Source organism: Sinanaerobacter chloroacetimidivorans (assembly GCF_018128545.1).
In the GTDB taxonomy this organism is placed as follows: Bacteria; Bacillota; Clostridia; order Peptostreptococcales; family Anaerovoracaceae; genus Sinanaerobacter; species Sinanaerobacter chloroacetimidivorans.
The window spans coordinates 1-22,008 of record NZ_JAGSND010000001.1 but is presented as its reverse complement, the minus strand read 5'-3'; the positions used below and the strand labels follow the sequence as shown (position 1 = coordinate 22,008).

21 protein-coding genes are annotated in these 22,008 nt (G+C 51.0%); all 21 read right to left on the bottom strand.

What is annotated here, in order from left to right; all coding sequences use genetic code 11:
- Nucleotides 1–268 precede the first annotated feature (268 nt).
- Nucleotides 269–664, bottom strand: a complete 396-nt coding sequence (locus KCX82_RS00110; RefSeq protein WP_013623274.1) for an arsenate reductase ArsC — start codon at nucleotides 662–664, stop codon at nucleotides 269–271.
- Between the two features lie 10 nt (nucleotides 665–674).
- Nucleotides 675–2,411 (bottom strand): arsenical pump-driving ATPase, encoded by a 1,737-nt coding sequence (gene arsA / locus KCX82_RS00105; protein ID WP_013623275.1) that lies wholly within the window; start codon nucleotides 2,409–2,411, stop codon nucleotides 675–677.
- Nucleotides 2,412–2,984 carry an arsenite efflux transporter metallochaperone ArsD gene (gene arsD / locus KCX82_RS23315; RefSeq protein WP_465250596.1) on the bottom strand — a complete coding sequence of 191 codons (573 nt, stop codon included), beginning with the start codon at nucleotides 2,982–2,984 and terminating at the stop codon, nucleotides 2,412–2,414. It abuts the gene before it with no gap.
- Nucleotides 2,985–2,987: 3 nt separating this feature from the next.
- Nucleotides 2,988–4,040 (bottom strand): ACR3 family arsenite efflux transporter, encoded by a 1,053-nt coding sequence (arsB, locus tag KCX82_RS00090; RefSeq protein ID WP_013623276.1) that lies wholly within the window; start codon nucleotides 4,038–4,040, stop codon nucleotides 2,988–2,990.
- The gene (locus KCX82_RS00085) at nucleotides 4,037–4,582 is read right to left on the bottom strand and encodes a DUF2703 domain-containing protein (protein WP_013623277.1); all 546 of its coding nucleotides are present in this window, start codon (nucleotides 4,580–4,582) and stop codon (nucleotides 4,037–4,039) included. The genes arsB and KCX82_RS00085 overlap by 4 nt, the downstream gene beginning before the upstream one ends.
- Nucleotides 4,575–4,910: an ArsR/SmtB family transcription factor gene (locus KCX82_RS00080; RefSeq protein WP_013623278.1), complete on the bottom strand. Its 336-nt coding sequence runs from the start codon at nucleotides 4,908–4,910 to the stop codon at nucleotides 4,575–4,577. The genes KCX82_RS00085 and KCX82_RS00080 overlap by 8 nt, the downstream gene beginning before the upstream one ends.
- 490 nt (nucleotides 4,911–5,400) lie before the next feature.
- Nucleotides 5,401–5,667 carry a helix-turn-helix domain-containing protein gene (locus KCX82_RS00075; protein ID WP_013623279.1) on the bottom strand — a complete coding sequence of 89 codons (267 nt, stop codon included), beginning with the start codon at nucleotides 5,665–5,667 and terminating at the stop codon, nucleotides 5,401–5,403.
- Between the two features lie 11 nt (nucleotides 5,668–5,678).
- Nucleotides 5,679–7,502, bottom strand: coding sequence for a VirD4-like conjugal transfer protein, CD1115 family (locus tag KCX82_RS00070; protein ID WP_013623280.1), 1,824 nt, complete (start codon nucleotides 7,500–7,502; stop codon nucleotides 5,679–5,681).
- A gap of 66 nt (nucleotides 7,503–7,568) precedes the next feature.
- A complete protein-coding gene (locus tag KCX82_RS00065) occupies nucleotides 7,569–8,987 on the bottom strand; it encodes a DUF3991 and toprim domain-containing protein (protein WP_013623281.1) in 1,419 nt (472 codons plus the stop codon).
- Between the two features lie 146 nt (nucleotides 8,988–9,133).
- Entirely contained in the window at nucleotides 9,134–12,010 is a 2,877-nt protein-coding gene (gene mobP3 / locus KCX82_RS00060) for a MobP3 family relaxase (RefSeq protein ID WP_027096097.1), read from the bottom strand.
- On the bottom strand, nucleotides 12,010–12,426 hold the full coding sequence (locus KCX82_RS00055) for a hypothetical protein (RefSeq protein ID WP_013623283.1): 417 nt from the start codon (nucleotides 12,424–12,426) through the stop codon (nucleotides 12,010–12,012). The genes mobP3 and KCX82_RS00055 overlap by 1 nt, the downstream gene beginning before the upstream one ends.
- A 400-nt stretch (nucleotides 12,427–12,826) precedes the next feature.
- Nucleotides 12,827–13,099 (bottom strand): hypothetical protein, encoded by a 273-nt coding sequence (locus KCX82_RS00050; RefSeq protein WP_013623284.1) that lies wholly within the window; start codon nucleotides 13,097–13,099, stop codon nucleotides 12,827–12,829.
- A complete protein-coding gene (locus KCX82_RS00045; RefSeq protein WP_013623285.1) occupies nucleotides 13,096–13,356 on the bottom strand; it encodes a DUF6103 family protein in 261 nt (86 codons plus the stop codon). Before KCX82_RS00045 ends, KCX82_RS00050 begins: the two co-directional genes overlap by 4 nt.
- 69 nt (nucleotides 13,357–13,425) lie before the next feature.
- Nucleotides 13,426–14,961 (bottom strand): peptidoglycan DD-metalloendopeptidase family protein, encoded by a 1,536-nt coding sequence (locus KCX82_RS00040; protein WP_227016414.1) that lies wholly within the window; start codon nucleotides 14,959–14,961, stop codon nucleotides 13,426–13,428.
- Nucleotides 14,939–15,442 (bottom strand): gamma-glutamylcyclotransferase family protein, encoded by a 504-nt coding sequence (locus KCX82_RS00035; RefSeq protein ID WP_013623287.1) that lies wholly within the window; start codon nucleotides 15,440–15,442, stop codon nucleotides 14,939–14,941. The genes KCX82_RS00040 and KCX82_RS00035 overlap by 23 nt, the downstream gene beginning before the upstream one ends.
- A gap of 10 nt (nucleotides 15,443–15,452) precedes the next feature.
- Nucleotides 15,453–16,490: an amidoligase family protein gene (locus KCX82_RS00030; RefSeq protein ID WP_013623288.1), complete on the bottom strand. Its 1,038-nt coding sequence runs from the start codon at nucleotides 16,488–16,490 to the stop codon at nucleotides 15,453–15,455.
- A gap of 13 nt (nucleotides 16,491–16,503) precedes the next feature.
- The gene (locus tag KCX82_RS00025; RefSeq protein WP_013623289.1) at nucleotides 16,504–17,004 is read right to left on the bottom strand and encodes a hypothetical protein; all 501 of its coding nucleotides are present in this window, start codon (nucleotides 17,002–17,004) and stop codon (nucleotides 16,504–16,506) included.
- Nucleotides 17,004–18,833 (bottom strand): VirB4 family type IV secretion system protein, encoded by a 1,830-nt coding sequence (locus tag KCX82_RS00020; RefSeq protein WP_013623290.1) that lies wholly within the window; start codon nucleotides 18,831–18,833, stop codon nucleotides 17,004–17,006. Before KCX82_RS00020 ends, KCX82_RS00025 begins: the two co-directional genes overlap by 1 nt.
- Nucleotides 18,834–18,915: 82 nt before the next feature.
- On the bottom strand, nucleotides 18,916–19,503 hold the full coding sequence (locus KCX82_RS00015; protein WP_013623291.1) for a hypothetical protein: 588 nt from the start codon (nucleotides 19,501–19,503) through the stop codon (nucleotides 18,916–18,918).
- Between the two features lie 2 nt (nucleotides 19,504–19,505).
- Nucleotides 19,506–19,763: a hypothetical protein gene (locus KCX82_RS00010; RefSeq protein WP_013623292.1), complete on the bottom strand. Its 258-nt coding sequence runs from the start codon at nucleotides 19,761–19,763 to the stop codon at nucleotides 19,506–19,508.
- Nucleotides 19,739–22,008: DNA cytosine methyltransferase (locus KCX82_RS00005; protein WP_465250595.1), on the bottom strand; the 2,270-nt coding region annotated here is incomplete at its 5' end. The genes KCX82_RS00010 and KCX82_RS00005, both read right to left, overlap by 25 nt.

Sequence of the window (22,008 nt, the reverse complement as noted above, 5' to 3'; positions counted from 1 at the left end):
GATCAGGCTGTGTAGTGGTTCGTAGCAGTTTATCTGCTGCGTGGAACGGAAGTCATGTGGCACGAAGTTTACAATCAATTAAGCAAAAAAAGTGCGGGATACCAATGCAAGTCTTTTCGATTGAGTGAGTGTAAATCTCTTAACTTTATATTCATCCAAAAGGAATTTGAATGGAAATTCTGTTTTGCTCTAAACAAAAAAGCCAATTAAAATCAATGACTTTAATTGGCTTTTTTGAATTTAGCATTTACAGCCAATGATTTTACTACTAAAGAACCCCCACAAAATTTTTTAGCTCAAGCATTTTTTGCTCAATCTGTTTTATAACCTGAATAAATTCCTCGTCGCTTTTGCCCGTTGGATCATCCAGCCTCCAATCTTCGCGGTGTTTACAGGGCAGATACGGACACTCGACATTGCAGCCCATTGTAACGACAATATCAACAGGCGGGATTTCGGACAAGAGTTTGCTGCGCTGTGTCGCTTCCATGTCAATGCCATAAAGTTGTTTCATCAGCCGCACGGCATCCTGATTGATTTGCAGCTTCGTTTCCGTTCCCGCCGAATAGCTTTCAAAAGCGTCGCCGGCAAGATGCCGTCCCAGCGCCTCTGCAATCTGGCTGCGACAAGAATTATGAACACAAATAAATGCAACTTTTATCATTTTTACCTCCTTACAGCGCCAGCAGACTGTCGCCCTTGATTTCCTCTGCGCTCCACGCGATCAGGGCAAATTTGCCACCGGCGTGTTCGTCGATGAGGTTGAGCCATTCCACTTCGCCAGCCGCCTTTGACACCAGCATAGGATTGGTGGTGTTCGTGCCATAAAGGGATTGATTGACCACCCACCATTTGGCGGCGATGCCCGCCCGTTTCAGATCGTCCTCCAAGCGGTGCGCCTCATAAACAGGGGTCGCTTCCGGCAGGGTCACAATCAGTACCTCGGTTTCCTCGGATTTCAGCCTCGGCAACAGCTGCGCCACCGATTCGGGGATTTCGCCCTTGGTACGCTGAATTTCATGGTTATAGCTTTGTGTGGATTCCAACAAAAGCAGGGTATGCCCTGTGGGGGCGGTGTCAATTACCACCACCTGATCGTCAGCTTTTTCGACGATCTCGGCGAAGGCGCGGAATACGGCGATCTCCTGTGTGCAGGGCGAACGTAGATCTTCCTCGACATAAGCAATATCCTCATCGCCCATGCCGGACGCGCGGGCTTTGAAAAGCACCTCGGACTGATACTTTTTCAATTCCTCGGCTTCGTCGATATGGCTCATGGACACGCCGCCAGTTTCATCCAGCACAAACTTCAGGTGCGCGGCGGGATCGGTGGTAGTGAGGTGGACTTTCTTTCCGCGCTTCGCAAGCCCCAGCGCAACGGCGGCGGCGACGGTGGTCTTACCCACACCACCTTTGCCCATCGTGAAAATAACACGTTTGCCCTCCATCGCTAACTCATCTATCACATCGTTCAGCGCAGGAATATGCGTGGCATTTAGCGTTTGCACGGGAGCAGTAAAATAATCGGTGTTCAGCAAGGCGCGGATATTTTCCAGCCCTGTGACATTGTAAGCTCGCAGAGGAACGCTATGGATTGGAAGCGCCCTCAGACTTTCCGGCATCGCGGCAAGTGCAGACTGCTGTTTTTCGTACAGACTGGAAGATAGATCATCGTTATGTTCCATCAATATTCCGTTGACAACCAGCATTTGATTGTCGACGCCCAGCGCGGACAATTCGCCGGAAGCACGTTCCGCTTCCTTGAACGGCGCGGTTTCCGAGCGGGTGACAAGGAGTAGCGTGGTCAGGCTTCCGTCGGCCAGTGTTTCCACGGCTTGCTTGTAAATGGCTTTCTTGCTCTCCAAGCCGGAGAGTTGACCGAGGCAAGATGCACCGTGGGTGCTTTCACTGATGAAATTACTCCAAGCGGACGGAAGCTGAAGCATCCGCAGGGTGTGTCCAGTAGGGGCGGTATCAAAAATAATATGGTCGTATTCCTGCTGAACCTTACCGTCCGTAATGAAATTGGAAAACTCATTGAATGCCGCAATTTCTATGGTGCAGGAGCCAGAAAGCTGCTCCTCCATATTCGTGATGACAGATGCGGGCAGCTTGCCGCGATAAGGCGCGATCACGCTTTCCCGGTACTCAGCCGCCGCTTGTATGGGGTCAAGGTTCGCTACCACTAAATTCGGCACATCGGAGATGGGCACTCCTTTGTTTGTCAGTTCCATCGAAAAGACATCCTGTAAATTGGAAGCAGGGTCGGTGCTGATAAGCAGCACCTTTTTCCCACTGTCCGCAAGGGAGACGGCGGTGGCACAGGCAACGCTGGTTTTACCAACGCCGCCCTTGCCGGTATAAAAAAGATACTTTGTCAGTTTGATACTGCCGGGATCGAATTGATTCATTTAACAGCAACCTCCCTTGCAACAGCCTCCGCCGGACTCGGATTTTTTCTGCTTGCCCAGCACATTTTCAGGAAGGTCGAGCAGCTTTGTGAATTCTTCATTGGTGGGATACCGACCTGTGATGACAATTTTGCCATCGAGCATCACAGCGGGCAGTCCCTCTGTGCCTTTCTCATTAATATAGGCATTGATGGTCTGGTCGGTGATAAACTCTGCCGGTGCGCTGCCCAAGTTAAAACGTTCAACAATAACGCCATGTTTTTTCAGTGTTTCCAGTACCGTGGACATACGCAGCAGTTCAGGGTCAACACCCAAGCCGCAAAGCCCGGTCGGGCAACACATGGCGGGTTCAAAGATTTTCATTTTTTTCATAATAATTTTCTCCCTATATTTATTAAAAGTTTTCACAATATCTGAGTAACAGCAAATTCCCTTCGGATTATTTACAGCGCAATTACTGTTTTGCATGGCTCCGGTAATCTTAATAACATCATCTACATTTTTTGCACCTTTTTCTGTAATTGCTTTCATGATATCTGCTTCTTTGACTTTGTTGCAATAGCATATATACACCATTTAAACCTCCTTTAGAAACCAGTGGTGGGTCTTATTAATAAAGCGTACTAGCAAAAGCATAACGGGGACTTCGGTCAATACGCCCACCGTACAAGCAAGCACAACCGGCGAATTTGGACCGAAAAGGGCAATTGCTACCGCTACAGAAAGTTCGAAGAAGTCCGAGGCTGCAATCAGAGAAGCCGGAGCCGCAATATTGTGTGGTTGCTTTGTCCACTTGCATATCAAGTAGGTAAAGTTGGCGGAGATTACGTTTTGCAGAACCAGCGGTACTGCGATCAGCAAAACGAACAGAGGCTGTTCCAAAATAATGTCACCTTGGAAGGAAAAAATGATAATCAAGGTGAGCAGCAACCCCAAGGTCGTGATGCCGTCAAACTTGGGGAGAAATCTTTCGTTGAAATACTCTATGCCTTTTTTCTGTATCATCAGAAAGCGCGTAAGTGCGCCGCCAGCCAGCGGAACGACAACGAATAATACGATGGAAAAGAAGAGCGTATCCCAAGGAATCGTAACGCCGTTTACTCCCAACAAGATTTGTACCAATGGCACAAACAATACGAGAATCAAGAGGTCATTGACCGAAACCTGTACAAGCGTATGCGCCGGATCGCCTTTGGTCAGATGACTCCATACAAACACCATCGCCGTGCAGGGTGCTACGCCCAGCAATACTGCGCCTGTTACGAAGTCCTGTGCCAAATCCGCTGGGATGAAGGCTTGAAAGATAACTTTGAAAAACAGGGTTGCTAACCCGAACATGAGGAAGGGCTTGATGAGCCAGCTGCTACCGCTGGAAATAAGGATGCCTGAAGGATTTTTCCTCACATTCTTGATAGACTGGAAATCAATCTTCATCATCATGGGGAAAATCATAATCCAAATGAGTACGGCAATCGGGAGGTTCTGCCCGGCGTATTGAAATCCTTCCAAGACATCTGGAATGCCGGGCAGGAATTTTCCGACAAGGATTCCAGCCGCCATGCACAGCAGCACCCACACGGTTAGATATTTTTCAAAAAAGCCAATACCTTTATTTTTTTCTTGGCTCATATCACATCACCGCCCTTTCCCTGACGTTCCGTTTCATCCTTGTGTGTCTTGGCTATAAAGTATGTTTCCAGATTTTCTGGAAGCCAATAGGCTTCACGCTCCGGCTCGCCCTGATTGGGGTTATACACTTCCCGTAGAATGGCATCCACGATCAATTCCTTCGGAGGGGATGTATATTCGACTCCGTTATATACCCATACACGGCAATCTACGGTATCACCGCAATGTTCTCCACAGTCCTCGCAGACTGATTCCCGCGATTCCACGGCAATATCGTTTCCGTTCACACGGATGGTCGGTGAGCTGACCAAATGATACTGTATCGCCAACTCTCTCGTTGTGATGTTCACTTCATTTACCTTGACTTCATATCCTGACGCATTCAGCACCACGGCTACGCCGGAAACTGCGTCGTCCAGAGCTTTTTCCGTATCCTGGCACCTGCCGCAAACGGTCGTGTCCAGATAAAGAAAATCAATGTTTATTGACTTTTTCGGCTCTGGCTGGCAGCAATTTTCAGAAGAACAACAACATTTACTCATTTTCGTTACACCCCTTACAACAATTTGTTTTATCTCTGCAAATACAATTTTCTTTATCGGATGTGATCGCCCAGAAAAACTGCTTTGTTTTGCCGATGGCATCATCATCCAAAGAATAATACGTCCATTTGCCTTCTGCCCGTGCCTTGACAAGTCCGCATTCGCAGAGGAGTTTCATGTGATGGGACAGCGTGGATTGGGACATTTCAAACTTCTCTAAAATCTCGCAGGCACAAAGTTCTCCACAGGAGAGCATATCCACAATCATGGCTCTTTTGGGATCGCCCAATGCTTTGAACACTTTTGTGTTCTCTAAGTAATAGTTCATACCAACACCTCAAATCTAAATACTTTGATATGTTATATTATATGTTTCAAATCGAAATTCGTCAATGTGAAGTCATGATTTTTTATAGAAAGTTTTTTCGCACATCAAGGATAGCTTTCAATCACTTTATCAATAGCAAAAGAGCCTCTGAGAGAGACTCTTATTCGTTTACTGCCATTTTTCTTTTGAGGTGGTGTGCTTTTTGATCATTTACCTCCACCATTTCGCTAATCATTTCAATCTGTTCCGGTATCAAATGTTTAAACTGCTTTCCGAGCTGCTCCACGCTGTCAGGTATCACGGGATGTTCCAGAAGATCTCCAAAATGTTACATAAAAACATAGTAAGATACACCTTGTTCTTTTTCTGTGATAATATCTTCTTAGAGTGAGAGATTCCGGTGGGTTCACCACGAACCGCACCTCGGTCCAGCAAAAAAACGGAGTACCCCCTTGGCGGGAACTCTGTCTTTTCGCTTTGCCGCATCCTGCTATTTTCTTAAAATAAGTCTGTTGCTGGTATTGCTCCCATTCTCCCGGAAGCGAGGCTCCTTTTCAATGAGTCCCGCCCTCACCAGATCATGTAAGGCACGCTTGACGGTGCTGCGGGAAAGCTGCAGATCGGAAGCAATGGTCTTTACCGCAGGCCAGCAGTCCTTTCCTTTTCCTGCCCGGTCACAAATATATATATAAACAGCCCTCGCCCGATGGGGAATCTCATCGGGCGAAGCGGTATAAATGTGGTTGAAGTAGCTCATGGGAACCTCCTTTACGTTTTGAGTACATTACGGCGGCGCATGGTGTTTTCAGATGGTTCTGCTACCGGGGTATGAAGGGTTCCTGTTCTGGACGGCGGCTCCAATATCTCCCCGGTTTCTTCGTCCACCATAAGGCAGGCCGTGTGCTTGCGGACGATATTTTCCTCCAGCATCTGCTTATCGGCATAGACCACTTTTCGATGAGCTTTTTCCTCCATGGTGTAAGCCTCTCCGAAACGGATGCCCCATTCAAGGAACAGCCGCAGCTTTGTCCTCATGGGATGGGTGCCGGTTTTCATCACGACAAAGCTGCCCTTTGGAATGGATTTCAATTCGTCCGGTGTCATGAGAGGGCGCTCCATCATCTGCAAGGATTGGCTGGGGTCATTCTTACCACGACTCACGCTGCCGCTCATGATCGTGCGGCTGCCCAATGCTTTACTCAGCACTTCGGCGGTCTGGCTGTTGGGGGCAAAGCCGCCAAAGATGGTGTCCTGGCAATTGTCCACGATTATTTCTGAACCCTCTTTGCCGTAATTCTTTTCGAGCTGGCCGAAGGACTGTATGATTGGTACCATAGAAAGCCGGCGAGAGCGTGAGGCGCTGAAAATTAATTCGAGCGATTCGATGGCTGGAAGCGTTCCGAGCTCATCGCAGTAAAACATTACTCGGTTTTTCAGCTTGCCTCCGTTTTCATCCGCAACCGCAAGGATTTCCCTGTAGAGCTGTTGGATCATAAGGCTGACCATAAAGTATTTGGTCAAATCTTCTTCTGGTAATACGATGAACAGAGCGGATTTTTCGTTACAGAATTTCTCCGCATCAATGGATGTTTCAAAACACAGAATCTGTTCCATTTCGGAGTCGAGAAAGGCATTCAAACGGGATAGCACAGTGGAAAGTACCGACGCCATAGCCTGCTCCGCGGAATTTAGGGCTGCTCCTGCAAACCAGCGGGCCTTGTGGTCGGATGGCAATTTATCCATTAATAGCTGAAACTGACTTTTCCCCTTTACCTTGCTGGGCACGAGTAAGTCCTGAACCAATTTGAACACGCTGATGATATGGCGGCAGTCCACCTTTTTCCCATCTACCTCAGTGGGGGGCAAATACTCGGCAATCAGCAGAATCACTGAGGACAGGAGTCCTTCTGCGGCATCATAAAAAAACTGATTCTGTCCGTAATTCTCGTTGCTGGCGTTGATGATGGTTTTGGAGATAATCTTGGCGTATTTTTCTGCTTTTGCCTTTGCCACAATGTTGTTTTCATCGGCAAGGTACTGATCCATGTAGGTGTTCACCAGATGGAGCATATTGTTGCCGTCCGAGCGGGTGGGGTTTCTTAGGTCGATGACCGCCACATGGTAGCCGTAGTGGTTGCGGGCGATAGTTCCATAGTTTCTATACAGGTCGCCCTTGGTGTCGGTGGTCAGGAAGCTCATGCCGGAGGCACAGGCATATTCCAGGTTGGGGTATAAAAAGTATGCAGTTTTCCCCACGCCAGAGGCACCGATCATGAGACAGTGGACATCGTCAGTATCCACCATTGCCGTAACTTTATTTTTTGCACCTACGCTTCCGAGAATGATTCCCTGCTCGGCGGCAGTAGGGAGGCATTGTCCTTGCCTCCACAGCTCCGGCTGAAAGGGGATGTGCTTATAGGTATTTTTGATTTCCTGTTTTGATGCGAACCGTGCCGTACCATGCTGGCCATCACCTACCGTGCGGGACTTGATTCCGTTTAGGGTATAATAGTGAGCCAAAAGGGAAAGACCGCCGATGACACAAAACATCACGGCGGCCGCTGCAATTAAAATATAGACCTGAGACGGCATAATAGTATCCTCCTTCTTCTGAATTCATTTAGAATGTCAGAAGCGGGGATGGAGTTATTGCCGGGATTACATAGACAGTTTCATTTCCTGGGTCTGCTCCATCTTTTGCCGGTATTTCTCCAGCAGGATCGCTCCTTTGAGGCCGTGGGAGGCAATGCGTTCATAGCACTCTGCCAGCTTTTCCTTTTCACCGGCGGTCACCACACGCTCAAAGCCCTGCAGAGCCATGATATCGGATTCCAGTAAATCCAGCCGGGTTTTCAGATGTCCGCGGTTTTCATAAGTCCTGAAACCACTATGCAGGCGGCTTTGCACCGTGGAGAGATTCCGGCTGTGATCCATCTGCCGATACTCCCTCGCAGCAGCAGCCATGGAGAGGCGACACATTTCCCTCAGACATTCATCCACCCCTGAAAATTGTCCCCAATGCAGATGGGATCGGGCTTTTACGAGCAGGGCTGACAGGGTGTTGGCGGAACAGTTGGATTTCACAGTCATTGACGTTTCGGTAAGCTCCCGGCATATTTCATCCCGGATTAAATGCTGGGGATGTTCCTCAGCAGGGATTGCCGGTAATCCGTGATTTGCCTTGATATCCTCGTTCCAGTCCTTGTGTATGGACAAATCCCTATCACATGAAACACACTTTTCTATGAGCAGATCGTGATATTTCTCCGAGGCTTCGATCCCCGCCTCGTCATGATCCAGACACAGAACCACATGGTTTAGGTTCGGATGCAGCTCCAGCATCTTCAGCATGGCGTATTCGGAAACACCGCAGAGCGCCACATAGCTGTGGTTCCGCCAGTCGTTGGGATGCAGGGTGATGTAAGACAGCAAGTCGATGGGAGCCTCAAACACATAGAGGTGGTTACTTGTGCCGATGTGGTGGAAGCTGTATGCCGGATCGCAGCTATCCACATTTCCTTTGAAGCCGGTTCCCTCGGTATAGAGCCCTCGTTTATGGGCATGGCGGGGAACTCCGTTTTCATCGTATCCCACAAAGACCGCATTGTGGTATTCCTTCATGCTGTCCTTAGATTTTTCACAGCTCTCATACAGGAGCTTCGCCTTGGCAAAGTAACTGACCACTTCACGGTCGATGAGCCGGGTTTTCACCAAGTACGCATAGACGCGGCGCATATCGCTGTGGGGATTCGGAAGGGCAAAGGGCTGTTTCGCCTCCTGTTTCTTTTGTGAGGCGGGTCGATAGACTTCGCCCTGCTCACCGCCCAGCAGCATGGTTACAGCCTCAGGAAAGGTGAGGCCATAGAACTGTCGCACGAAGTCAATGGCATACCCGCCGCTCTCTGCAGAGTGATCGTACCACTCGTTTCCCCGGACGGTAATGCTGTGGTCGGACGCCAACCGCTTATCCCGGCCGCTGGGGATTAGCTTCTCACCGCGCCGATGGAGAAAATCCACGAGGTCTACATTGTTGGCACGGTATTTCTGGTCATCTGTAAAATGCACATATACACCCATGATCCCCCTCCTATTTATGGCGAGTGCCGATTCTATGAAAAAAAGCCGCCCTTTTTACAGGACGGCAATAGGTCTGGAGCGATTTCTCTTTGATCGGCGGCTGCTCAATTTTCTTTTTCTGTTTCTTCACGGTTATCCTCCAATCGTTATAATGACATGGTCTGTTCGTGGTCATCCCTCGCATGGCCCTGCGCCTGCTTTTTCTCACGGAGCTTGCGGAGGAGCTTACGGTCGGTTCTCTGGCCGGGTGGTTTCAGCGGTGGGGCGTTGTCTGCAAAAACACGGCTCATGTGATGCAGGAGCCGTGTTCCCGCCAGCAGAACGGAGGGGTCTTTGAAATCATCTATATGGCCGAGGAAAAATTGGGCGTAAATGTTGCCCTGTGCTGCCGAGAGGGTAAACCAGCGGACGGCAGTTTCTTTGTCTTTGGGGACATCTTTTCCCATCAGATACAGCTTGCCGAGGGTGTACTGCGCATACTGATTTCCCTGTTCTGCGGCAGCCGTCAGAAATTGCAGGGCAGTCTGAATATCCTTTGGCACATCCTCGCCCATAAGGTAAATCTTGCCCAGCCGGTACTGTGCAAATTGATTGCCCTGACCGGCAGACCGTTTTAGGTATTCCAGAGCTTTGGGAACATCCTTCGGAACATCCTCCCCCTTGAAGTAGAGGACGCCGAGGGCATATTCAGCAAATTGGTTCTTTCTGTCGGCGGCAAAGGTCATCCAGCGAATGGCGGACTCCACATCCTTCAGTACGCCCTCACCGCCGAGGTACAGCTTGCCGAGCCGGTATGCGGCGAAGTCATTATCCTGTCCTGCGGAAAGGGTATAAAGCCGTATTGCCTCTGCGATATTCTGCGGAACGTGCTGTCCCTTTTCATAGAGCTTGCCGAGAAAATATGCGGCATAGGGATTCTCAGCCTCCACCGCTTTTTTGAGGTAGCCGAGGGCTTTCTCCACATCCTGCTGTGGTGCTTTTTCATCGGAGAGGATAAGCTTGGCAAGCTGGTGGTAGGCAAAGGGGTTTCCCACGAATGCCGCTTTTTCAAAGTATTCCTTTGCCCTGGCTTCATCCTTGTCGGTACCCACACCATTCAGAAGCATCCAGCCCAAACGGTACTGGAGCTTATCATCATGGCCCTGTTCCTCCAGGGAAACAAAACCGAGAAAGGCTTCCTTGAAACGACGGTCAGAGTCCTGCTGATTTTTTACACAGCCAATTCCGTCCCTCAGCATTTTACCAAGTTCAAAACTGGCATAGGGGAAGCTCTGGTCTGCCGAGCGGGTGTAGAGGGCAAAGGCAGATTCATGATCCTGATCCACACCTTTGCCATGGTAATACAGGCCGCCAAGAGAATACTGTGCGTACTTGTAATTCTCATCCGCAGACAGGGTGAGCCAATCCGCCGCCTGCAGATAGTCCTGCTCTGTGCCAAGTCCGGCGGCATACATTTTGCCGATACGGTACTCGGTGTACTTCCAAGGTTTTTCTTCCTCGGCAGCATGGAAAACAGCAAGGGCCTTTTCGTACCAGCGGTATGCTTCATCGGCGTCCGCTTCGCAGCCAAGACCATCCGCAGACATTCTGCCCAGGTCACATAAGGCGAGAGGGTTATCTGCCTCCGCTTCCATGAGGAAGAGTTCATGGGCTTTTTCAAAATCCTGCAAAATTCCGGCATCCTCATCGCCATATAAATATTGCTTTGCCTGTTTGTAGCCATCCGTCCACCATGAGTCGGAGGATTCCTTATCGGCAGAGGCTTCATCGCTGGAGGACCGTTCCCCGGAATCATCTGCCGGTTCCTGATCTTCTTCATCCGCCATGTCAGAGGAGGGCATCTCCAGATCATCCTCCGACTCCGGCAGGGCTGTTTCCACAGATGCCGGTTCCTCAAAGGTCATGCTCCCAATCAGCAATGCTTCTTGAATGACCATGTTGCGGATGGGCTTAAAATCATCACAGCGGGAAAGGGGCGGCGGCTCTGACGGTGTTTCGGTGTAGATGGATTCGATCCTGCCCCTGACCTCCCACCACAGGCGATAGGCTTCTGCGATACGGCTGTCCTTGGCAAGCTCATCCACGATTTCATCCACCACATTTTTCAGGTCTGCTTTGAGATAGCCATACTGTTTTTTACCGGAGGTGTTTTGCAGGCGCTCAGCAAGGTGTGTAATGAGCTGCTCCATGCGGCCGCTCTGTAAAACGCCGCCTTTCATCTGACGGATCATCTCCCTCATGGACTCGGCCGCCTGTTCCTTCAGGTCATCCCGCCGCTGCGTCTTTTCTCCGTAGAGCGGAATGAGCTCCTGACGAAAAATCTCATTTGCCAGAGAGGACTTCATTTTTTTGATGCCCTGTTTCGTAAGATAGCCCTCTCTTGGGTCGGTGCTATAGCAGACCATGTGAATATGCGGATGGTGCGATTCATTGTGAAAGGCGGCATACCATTTCAGATGGTCAGGATGGATTTTCATGTTCTCCGCAATTTCCACAGCCTTTTCAGAAAGCAGAGCCTTCCATGCAAGTACATTGTCATATCCCATCTGTGCGGCATCCTCACGCCGGAGAGAAATAATCGGAGTCCACACATTTCCGGTGTGGTTGGCTACTTCATCAGCGACCTGTGATAAAACTAGCGGATCGTCACCGGCTGTGAATAAGCCATGGCTGTCAAACTTTTCGACACGGGGACGGTTTGCGATGTAGTCCAGATATTTTTCCCGGCCGCTGATTTTATCAAGATGCCGTTCCAATGCGATGGTGATGAATTCGGAGGCGTTTCCCCGGTTGGAATTTTCGAGGTAATCCTCATATTCAAACAGTTCCTTGGCATCGGGAAACTCCCGGAGTATCTGTGCAATCAAATCCTTTTGTTTTTTGGTGGAGTGCCAGAGCTTATGACCACTTTCCATTTTTTCTACGCCGTCGCGGGTGGCAATGTATTTGACGAGGTTGCTTAAATGGGCAGCAGTCTTTTCCCCGCCTTTGAGGTAGGGGCACTTGAGAATGATGCGGGCCATTATTCTTCCGTCTCAGGGCTGCTCTGGAAATCCACCGCATCGTCCAGACGGATTTTCCCTCTGGTCCGTTTTACCTCGGCAACGCATCGGCCGCGGAGCCGGTGCAGTTCCTCATCGGTAATCTCCAGCGTAGTTGCCAGCAGATGCATCATCATGCTGATTTCCACAGAAAGCCGAAACAGATTGTTTGCCACCCGGTTTTCGGTCTTTTGCAATGTGCCCTGGATGGATACAAGCAGAGCCTTGGAGAGATAGGAGGAGATGTCCTCCGTCCCAAGGTAGCCCATGTAGAAGCTGAGTGCCTTTTCAATAAACTCGCTGCGGCTCTTGCAGTTATCCTTTGACAGCCAGCCGTCCAGCCGTTCCATTGTTTCGGGGTACAGCCAGACCGCTGTTCGTTCCTTGTTATTTTTCATGTGAAATCCGACCTTTCATGGGTGTCCACCTGTGAGGTGACCGTGTAAATTCCTTTGTTTTCTTGCCTTTTCTAAAATCCCGACCACCCTGACCGTGACAAATCCGGAATCCGACCACCTCATGGGAAAGTGCGAAAAACGCCCAGCACTGCTGGGCGAAATGGTTGGCAGGAGGGCGCTTGCGACCACCCGCCTTTATCCTGCTCTTTTTTCGACCGTAGAGGCCGCATGAGGGTTCTGTATGCTTTGGCTGAGAAGCGGGGTTCTTACAGCTCTGCACAAAGCCCTCAAAATCGGTTGTATTCGGTTTGGCGGGTAAACCTGTCACCCAGCCCCGCAAAAGCCCACACAGGGGCGAACAGGGGGCAACGCTGGGTGACGGGGGCAGTAGGGCGGTACGCTACTTCATCTCCATGCCAGAATAACCTTGGGTAGGCTCAGATTGGCAAAGTTCTGTTTCTCTTAGGCTGAAAGAGGAAAGCGGATAGAACTCCCGGTCAAACTCGCCCAAGCCGTGCTGTTTCAGAAATTCATCATTGCTGGCATTGATGCCGAGATCCTCTTTGCCGTATGAGTCAGTGCAGGCGTATATTTCCTCTATGCTGCCGTCCTCCATTCGGAGAAACATTCCGGCCTTAATCTCATTGCCGTGCTTATCAAAATACTGCATCATTGCTCATCCGCCTGCCTCGGCTCTGCGGTCTGCCTGATTTTTTCTTTCTGTTTTTTAGACAAAGTGCTTGCCGGGGTTTCGATATCGGCACTTTCATCGATGTATTCCCGCACATTGGCAGGGACGAATTTTTCATAAAGGCGCTGGAGCTGGTCGCAAAGCTCCTGCTCCAAGTCCGCATCTTTCTTCTCCATATAGCGTTTGACCGCTCGGAGTTTTTCGGCATCCATTTGTACGGTGATGGCTTCTTTTTTCATATTGAGTGTCCTCCCTTGAATTTTTTATTGGTATCAATGCCGCAAAACAGAAAGAAAAAACCAGCCTGTTTACGGCAAATAGTTTCTCGGATTCTTCTGCGCACCGTTCACTCTCACCTCAAAGTGCAGATGATTTCCGGTGCTTCGCCCTGTGGAACCTACCTTTGCAACGGTTTCTCCGGCCTTTACCGTCTGCCCCTCACGGACGAGGATTTGAGAGCAGTGTCCGTATAAAGTGACCATTCCATTCCCATGGTCAATGGTCAGATAGTAGCCGTAGCCGGTGTTTCCGTAGACCACAGTTTTCACTGTCCCCGCCTTTGCCGAGCGGATGGCAGTTCCTTTGGAGGCGCCAAGGTCAAGGCCGGTATGTCCCGCCCATTCCCCTGTGAGGGGGTCTGTCCTGCCACCAAATTCCGAGGTCACCATGGAACGCCAGCCGCTGCCGAGGGGAGAAATAAAGCCATCGGCAGAAGATTTTTGTGCCTCGGCGTAGGGTCTGCCGTACAGAACCTGATTGCCGGAATCGAATAAGTCCCGGTAGACGACCTGTCCTCTGGAGGAGGAAGCGTCAACCACTTTGCCGTCACCGGCGTAGATTCCCACATGGGTGATGTTCATGAAACGGCCGTTAGGTTTATGGCTCCAGAACACCAAATCACCGGGAGCAAGACTTGATTTTGGAATGGTCAGCCCATTGTCCACGCAGTATTTTCCCTGCGCCGCAGCCGTGCCGGGAAGATTTACCCCCAGCTTTTTGTACACCCACCGCACAAGATAGCTGCAGTCGGTGTAGCTTCCTTGTCCACGCAGCTCTTGGGAGTAGGGATCACCGAGGCGGGAAAGGCCGAGGCGGACAGCTTCAGCTCCCACCTCACCCACAGGCAAGTCAGAAAAGAAACCGTCAAGCTGGTCTGGAGTCCAACCCTCCCACATGGTGAAATCATCATCCTCGGCCGGAGCTCCGATACCGTATAAGGCACGGTAATAGATTTCATTGGCGTTTGCCTGATCCTCATAGGTAATAGCTCTGCCTAACAATGTCCTGATGTTGTTGTAGATGGCAGGCAGAGAGGTAATGGGAACAGCCACGGTATAAGTTTCCTCCGAGGTTGTTCCGTCATCATTTTCCACGGTGCGGGTGCGTTCCTCGTAGGTCACAAAACAGTCCACATATTTCCGGTGTTCCAGCCGGGAGGGGGACTCAGCGCCGAAAAACAGAGAATAAAAAATAGCCTTGACCCGGTAATCGTCAAGGCTGTTGCCGTCCTCCATCTGCGAATTCACTGTGGCGATGGCTCCGTCTATGAGGGTAAAGCTGCGACGCATATCCCCGATGTATTCCCTGTAATCCGCGGGCATACTCCCCGGTATCACACCGCCATGGAAGCACAGCTCCACGGCGGTGTTGTTGTGGTTGGTGGTTCCGGAGAGCAGGGAGCAGACCAGCACGATGATTAAAATAAGCGGCGACAGGATGGCGGCAATGGTCCAGCCGATGGTCTTTCGGGTGCGTTCATCCGAAAGAGCGGCAGCGGCGGCTTTTGCAACAGCCGTAATGGTAGCGGGATCTGCCATGCCATCACCACCATTTCTGGCTGCCAAAACCGAACAGGTTCTGCTGTTCCGGCTCCGGTTCGCTTTCCATGAGCTGCTCGGTATAATCTATCGCCTGCTCCAAAACAGCGGTATCAAAGCCCGCAGTTTTGTAACCGTCATGGATGGTATTGTAATAATAGTCGGAGGGATAGCCCAGGCGATGCCCCGGCGTCATAACGTAGACCATGGCTGAAACAGTCTTGCCGTCCAACGGGAGGTCCATGGTTTCCTTGTCGTAAAATCTGGGAAAGCCTTCATAAATATCGAGGGCAGTCTCATCTTTCGGCGTGATCTTCCACAGCAAAACAGGAACAGAAGAACCCTCGCAAGGCTCAATGGTAGCCACCGCACCGTGCCTGCCGCCCCGAAACACAAGGGCATAATCCTTTATCTCGGAAGCCCCGACCACCTTGGCGGTGGGGCATCTCCCAGCCATCTGCGGCAGATTGAGGTTGCTGCCATAGGCAATATACAGTTTGTTTTTCATACGATCTCCTTTACATTGACATAGTAAAAGCGGAGGACTGTTCATCCTCCGCTTCCAATACAGTTTCCGGCACAGCTTCTTCCGGCGGTGTCTGCTCCTGCGACCGCTCCGCTTCACGCTTTTGCCGCAGCCGTTCTTTTTGCCTTTCTGCCTGTGCCGGGTCTTTCCATGCGATGCAGCCCTCCAAGTGATCCAGCAGATGCTTACGGGCCGTTTTAAATTCATCCCCAATCATACCGAGGCGCAAAAGCCACACCCGAAAGGTATATTTTTCATTGGTGGACTGTGTTTTTGTCGGGCTTGCCGACCGCTGGTTGAGCGCCTGTGCGGTCATGGCGAGGCAGAACTGCACATATGCTTTGACTTTTCCGGCATGGAGGTCCCCATTGAAAGCACGGAATTCCACCGTGCCTTTCTGGAACACGCTGTGCAGATTGAGACAGTGGTAGCGGCTATCGTGATAATGCTCCCGGCTGCCATCGCTGCCGTTGTACCAGATACGCTTCAGTTGGTCGAGGGTAGTGGGTTTCTGCCGGTTGATCCGCTCTAAAAAGGCAGAGTCAATCTTTTGGCAGTAGTTGGTTTCCCTGCCTCTTGAAACCTTTAATGCCTTATAGATCATATCCTCCTTGGCCGCCATGATGTTGACCAAGTTGCGGAGTTTGGGGGCATCAAAGGGGGCGGCATTGATGTGGATATGGATACCGCAGGAGGAATTCACAAATGCCCCGGCTTCCCGGAGCTTGCGCATCAATTCCTGCACAGTTTCGATATCCTGGTACTGGCAGATGGGGCTGACCATCTCTACGCTGTAGCTCCTGTCGGCGCTTACTTTTCTGCGGCCGTCTTTCTTCTGACAGTCAATACTGCCGTCACTCATGACCCTCCATTTTCGCCGCTGGCTGTCACAGGCATAATAGGCATCGTAGAAGCTGCCTTCATATTCCTTTGTCGTGCCGAAATGTTCTGCAATCACCTCGGCGGCACGGCTTCGTGTAATCCCAGTCATTTCAATTTCAATCCCGAAATTCTGACCTTGTATCTCCATTTACCCACCGCCTTTACCACATCCTGTGCTGCAGGGTAAGGTCTTTTTCCTGTGACAGTCCCGCTGTTTCCGCAGCAGAGTTGATGAATCCGCACAGCCGTTCCCTGCGCCAGGTATCAATCAGGTACCGTCCGCATTCCTCATTGAGAGCATTGATTTTCAAGACTGTATCCCGCACACACTCCGAGATAGCGGCAGGATCACCCTCTGCGGATACGAGATCATCGATGTACTCATCCAGAATCTTTCCCATGAGGGACACATCATCCGGCGTATAATGGTAGCCCCCGGCGTAAGGGTTGGGGTATTCCTTTCCGTCCATGCAGCACCGGAGATGCTCCAAAATAGCAGGGCGTTCTTCGTGATCCGCTTTTTGGTACTTCTCCATAAAAGCTAATATATCCGCTTCCCGGTTCGGAGTGTAGCGGATAAAAGACAGCATATCATCGAGGATACCCGCCTTGTTTTCTTTCTGATTTTGAACTCTGTCCATGACTTTTTCTCCCTTCTTCATTATCTGCCACCCGCCTTTCCGAACAGCTTTTCCTTGTAGGCAGGGGCATGGACCGCAAGGTTATACCGCTCTATGCCGCATTTGTAGAGGCACACACCACGCTGGGGGAAGCGGATTAGGTTGTATTCGGATTCCTCTAACTGGAGGCTGTCGATATAAAACTGTTTGTCAATGTTCCCTGCATTAAAGAGGAAAGCGTGAGTAGGAATGGAGAACAGCGGTTTTGTCAGCTCCCTGATGCCCTCTATATTGAAGTCCTCCAAATTCTGAGAAGCCAGAATTATCGCCGACTCCTTTTTTCTGACACGCTTCATGAAATTTCGGATATACTCAATCGCAGTCAGATTGGTCAGGAACAGATACAGCTCATCAATTGATGCGGCGGTATTTCCCCCGGTCAAGAGCTTGTCGCTCATAAAGGAAAGCACATTGAACAGCAGGGCGTTTTTCACATTCCGGCTGGCTTGCAGCAATCCTTTTACTCCGAACACAATAAAGCGGTGGTCGGTCACGTTGGTGTGGCCGTTGAAGAATTTACTTTCGGCTCCCATACACATGGAGTGGAGCCCCAGCAGGATTTCCTGCAGCAATTCCTGCGGGTAGAGCTGATAGTTACTTTTGTCATATCCCCTAAACTCATCGTCAATGAGAGCATAAAGGTCAGATAAGACAGGATAGTCTGTGGTGGCAAGGCTTCTGAAATCAGTGCGGTCGCTGATGCCAAATTTTTCGTACAGCTTGCCCAGCATGATTTCTATGGCGTCGATGTGGCGGTCGGAAAAATCTTTATAACAGCGGAAAAAATCCTTAAGAAAGGAAATGTGTTGACTGAGCTTGGTGGACTGGCGGAATGCCTGGGGTGCGTCGGTGTCCTCCGGGCTGCCTCCTTCATCCCATGTTTTAGGCTCCAGAGGATTGATACGGTATTGCCCGCTCATCAAGTCGATGAAACAGCCGAGGTTCTCTGCGAGGTCAACATATTCATGTTCAGGATCAAGGCACAGGACGGACTTACCCGATTCGAGGATGTTACAGAGGATGAGCTTGAGGAGATAGCTCTTGCCCTGACCGGAGTTACCGAGGATTAAAATGTTCGCATTCGTCTTGTCATCGTCACGCTTATCGAAGTCCACAATGATATTTGAACCAAATTTATCACGGCCAAGATAGAAGCCGTGGGGATCGGTCTTGCCACTGTAATTGAACGGATAGAGGTTTGCCACCGAGCTGGCGGGTAAAACCCGTTCAAATTGGCTGCCGAACACATTCCGTCCCGCAGGGCCGACCGACAGAAAGCCCTCCCGCTGGCGCAGTATCAGCCGGTCTACATTGAGTTTTGAGCGGACCAGCTCAGTCAAGACGTCGGTCTGGAGGAGCTTTAAATCGTCCAAATTGTTCGCTGTCAGCTCAATAAAAACAGCGCAGTGGAGGAGCGGCTCACGGTTTCGGTGCATGGAGGACACCAGTGTGACCACATCCTGCAAATTGCTTTCGGCGGTGACTGTCTGCTGGAGATCGTTGGTGCTGCTCTTATCCATGCGGTTTTTATTGGCTGCGTTATGGATGATTCTCTTTTCCTCTGCCGCCGTTACCTGTCTGGTGTAGATACGCAGGGTCACACCGTCCTTTTCCCCAAGATGACGCAGGATGGCCTGCTCATCGGTTGCGGTAGGGTACTCACGGAGAGCCCAGACACACCGATAGGTGTTGCCGCATATAAAATGGTCCGTATTGAACTTGATGATGCCCGGTGCGATCATGTCAAGAAAATCCTTGATTTTCGACTCTGCCGCCCCAGCATCAGCCTTTGTTTTTTTGATTTTAGGCATGAAAAAATACCTCCTGTCCAGCCGTGGGAGGTTCCATGCCTTTTGGCCGCAAGGTACCTCCCTACGGCCTATTGAATTTTACTTATTCTCCGAGAATCACCCAGCGCTCGCCGTCATAATCCTCATACATCTTAGTAGTGACATTTTGCTCATAGTAGACTCCAAGCAGACGCTTGGTATCGGCTTCACCGGCTCTGCGCGCAGTAAAGCCCTGATCCTTGAGGCTCTTTTCGATACGGGAGAGGTAGGGGCCTACGTCCTTTTCTTTTTCTCCACGCAGGCGGATGATGATTAAAAATTCCCGCGCTGTTGCCATCTGCACTTGCATACGGTCAAGGGCGGTCATGTCCTGTGCCAGCAGCTTTCGGATGACAGGATTCTGCTCGGCATCCATCCTGGCTTTCAGATAGCTCTTGTTGCCCTCAAAGTTTTCACGGCTGTTAAGGCACAGCATTTCAATATCCGAGATGCCTTTCAGCACATTCATAAGAGCATAAATCCTTGCCCCGATGCTGGAATCGGACAGGACGCTGATGTTGGTGGGTTTAACCATAAAAAACACCAGCTCACCATGGGGAGTCACAAGGCTGTGGCCTGTGATGTCCTCGATGCCGATGAGCTGGCGGGTGGAGGCTTTCTCCCTTGCCTCCTGTTTCCTTTTTCTGTTCATATTCATGCCCTCCATTCATAGGATTGTTGCTTGCCGAAGAAGAAAGCGGCGGCATAGCGGATAAAATCGAGGATACTCACGTCCTCAAAACGTATGGATAAAAAGGCATAGAGCGCCGTCAGGACGATGGGCGGCAGCCAGCCGAGCTGGGAAAGGGCAAAGACAGAAATCAGACATCCGACGCCGATGATTCCAATATCCCGTAGCTCCCATAGCCACAGGGTAGCCTTTGACTTTAAGTTGTCGGGGTAGATATACATGGGGGTGATTCCTCCTGTTCCTCATGGATTATTCGCAAAAAATAAGCGATGCCACGGAGGACAAAGTCCACGCACGGTATCGCCACGCTGTTTCCAAGTGCCTTGTATCTGGCACTGTCCGATGCTCCCGGTATCAACGTCCAGCCATCAGGAAAGCCCTGGAGCCGCTCACATTCCAGAGGAGTAAGTCTGCGGATGAGGTTGCGTCCATTCTCTTTTACAAGATTTTCGCTTCCGCCTCCGTTGTCGCCACCCTGGGCACGCAGAGTGGTACAGCCCTCCGCATAGTTGCCATATTGTGATTGGCCGAATACTTCAGGCTGACAAATGAGATCGGTGGCATCCTTATGCTGCCTTGCACTTTGTGTGGCAACCACATCATTTTCGGAAAATTCATCGCTCCGCTGTCGGCTGAATACCGCATGGCGGTCGCTGGTGGTAATGGTATAGCTGATGTCCGGCTGACAGCCCAATCCGTTGCCGCCGTTCTCCGGCTCCCGGTCAATGGTGTTGCCAGCAATGCAGATGGTTTCCTGCAAAATAGCACTTCCCACGAGCGGTACATTATTGCCGCCGGTACCATAGGTCGAGGTGACGGTAGGGGCTACCTCCAACGGTCCGTTATATCTGCAATCCTTGGCATGGTTATCAAACAGCACCGGCTGGTTGTTTCCGCTCATGCCTGCGCTGGCAGTGATGGTTGGGCAGATGCCGACGCCGATTTCTGCGCCTCCCTGCTGGGTCGCCATGACCAGCGGCTGGTGACCATGCTCCTGGGCGCGGAGCGTACCTGTGATGTCCTCCGTGCAGTGCATCTGGCTGCCGCCTTGATCGTTTAAGCAAAGCACGGATGGAGCAGTACCGGTTTTAATAGTGGGCGAACACTCTGACTGATAACCGATTCCTCTGGCCTCTGCGCTGGCATTGCCGCAGAATCCTGCGGTAAGCACACAGGGATAGCCCTGTCCGGCCTGACCGCCGCCGCTGGTGATGGAGGTATGAACCTCCGGCGTGAGAAAACAATCGCCGTCACCTTTGCTGATAACTCCTGCCGCAAATAGAAGTCCTGCCGGGTTTCTTCCGCCGCCCCCGTCCGCTCCGGCAAGAGTGGGCGCCACACCCTCCGGCGTGAACACACGGCTTTGCTGGGTATCCCATCCGTTTAGACAGTTCGGCTGGGATATAAGGGGAGGATGACCTCCCATGTCTGCACGGAGCGTAGGGGTTACTTCCTCGGTGATATCCATTCGTTCTCCGCCATGGTCGTTTAAGCAGACCAATGGCTGCTGGGTGACAAAGGTCTGCATCTGCATATTGCGGGTTGCCAGCAGAGCGCCTGATATGCCGTCAAGATCAATCACCTCGTCCCGTTGGTTGACATGAAAAGCGCTGATTTTTTCAGCATCCGCCACAAAAGTCTGCTGTTTCATGCCGGGGCTGGCACCCAAGGCTCCGGCTACATCCTGGAGGTTCCGCACTTCATCACGCTGGTTGGCGGCAAAGGCTATCGCTGTTTTTTCCTCTGTCTGGATATACCCATGCCCGCCGCCTTCGCCGCCATAAAGAGAGGGCCATGTTCCAGTTTCCTCAAAGATGCGGCGGCTCTGCACATCCCATGGGGTCAGGCAAGCTCCGCCTGTATCGTCAGTGCCTCCTTGAGCTGGGGCGGCAGCTCCTTGCCCCTGGCTTCCGCTCTCCGCAATATCCCCAAACAGGCCGTCTTGCTTAAATAGTATTTCGGGTGCGGTTGTGCCTCCAAAATCTGCGACAAGGAAGATGCGACGGCGACGCTGGGCGACTCCCCAGAATTGAGCGTCCATGACACGCCAAGCCAAGCTGAATTCAGTTCCCAATATGACAGCCCCAGCAGATTCCCAGCGCCCGGACTCAGGTCGAGGCACATCACAGGCACTGTACTTAATGCGGACGATCTCCTCGATGACCGCCCTGAAATCCTCGCCGTCTGCGGAGCTAAAGGCTCCGGGGACATTCTCCCAAACGAGGTATCGAGGTCGAATAAAGTGAGCTGGTACGTTTCGCTGCTCATCGGCTTTTCTCATCTCCTTTGCAATCCGTGTCTGCTCCATAAATAGACCAGAGCGTTCTCCGGCAAGTCCGGCACGCTGCCCAGCCACACTCAGGTCCTGGTTATCCCGATATCGGGATAACCAGGATAATACCGAAGAAATAGTTATCCCGAAGAGTGGATTATTATAGTAGAAAAAAGATAGATAACACCTCACTT

Excerpts from the sequence above, each read along its gene's own strand:
- KCX82_RS00035 (WP_013623287.1), bottom strand. The coding sequence starts at position 15,442 with ATGAAAAACAAACTGTATATTGCCTATGGCAGCAACCTCAATCTGCCG.
- KCX82_RS00065 (WP_013623281.1), bottom strand. The coding sequence starts at position 8,987 with ATGGGTGTATATGTGCATTTTACAGATGACCAGAAATACCGTGCCAAC.
- KCX82_RS00050 (WP_013623284.1), bottom strand. The coding sequence starts at position 13,099 with ATGATGCAGTATTTTGATAAGCACGGCAATGAGATTAAGGCCGGAATG.
- mobP3 (WP_027096097.1), bottom strand. The coding sequence starts at position 12,010 with ATGGCCCGCATCATTCTCAAGTGCCCCTACCTCAAAGGCGGGGAAAAG.
- KCX82_RS00020 (WP_013623290.1), bottom strand. The coding sequence starts at position 18,833 with ATGCCTAAAATCAAAAAAACAAAGGCTGATGCTGGGGCGGCAGAGTCG.
- KCX82_RS00045 (WP_013623285.1), bottom strand. The coding sequence starts at position 13,356 with ATGAAAAAAGAAGCCATCACCGTACAAATGGATGCCGAAAAACTCCGA.
- arsA (WP_013623275.1), bottom strand. The coding sequence starts at position 2,411 with ATGAATCAATTCGATCCCGGCAGTATCAAACTGACAAAGTATCTTTTT.
- KCX82_RS00070 (WP_013623280.1), bottom strand. The coding sequence starts at position 7,502 with ATGCCGTCTCAGGTCTATATTTTAATTGCAGCGGCCGCCGTGATGTTT.
- KCX82_RS00080 (WP_013623278.1), bottom strand. The coding sequence starts at position 4,910 with ATGAACTATTACTTAGAGAACACAAAAGTGTTCAAAGCATTGGGCGAT.
- KCX82_RS00075 (WP_013623279.1), bottom strand. The coding sequence starts at position 5,667 with ATGAGCTACTTCAACCACATTTATACCGCTTCGCCCGATGAGATTCCC.
- KCX82_RS00110 (WP_013623274.1), bottom strand. The coding sequence starts at position 664 with ATGATAAAAGTTGCATTTATTTGTGTTCATAATTCTTGTCGCAGCCAG.
- arsB (WP_013623276.1), bottom strand. The coding sequence starts at position 4,040 with ATGAGCCAAGAAAAAAATAAAGGTATTGGCTTTTTTGAAAAATATCTA.
- KCX82_RS00015 (WP_013623291.1), bottom strand. The coding sequence starts at position 19,503 with ATGAACAGAAAAAGGAAACAGGAGGCAAGGGAGAAAGCCTCCACCCGC.
- KCX82_RS00030 (WP_013623288.1), bottom strand. The coding sequence starts at position 16,490 with ATGGAGATACAAGGTCAGAATTTCGGGATTGAAATTGAAATGACTGGG.
- KCX82_RS00055 (WP_013623283.1), bottom strand. The coding sequence starts at position 12,426 with ATGAAAAATAACAAGGAACGAACAGCGGTCTGGCTGTACCCCGAAACA.
- KCX82_RS00010 (WP_013623292.1), bottom strand. The coding sequence starts at position 19,763 with ATGTATATCTACCCCGACAACTTAAAGTCAAAGGCTACCCTGTGGCTA.
- KCX82_RS00025 (WP_013623289.1), bottom strand. The coding sequence starts at position 17,004 with ATGAAGAAGGGAGAAAAAGTCATGGACAGAGTTCAAAATCAGAAAGAA.
- KCX82_RS00085 (WP_013623277.1), bottom strand. The coding sequence starts at position 4,582 with ATGAGTAAATGTTGTTGTTCTTCTGAAAATTGCTGCCAGCCAGAGCCG.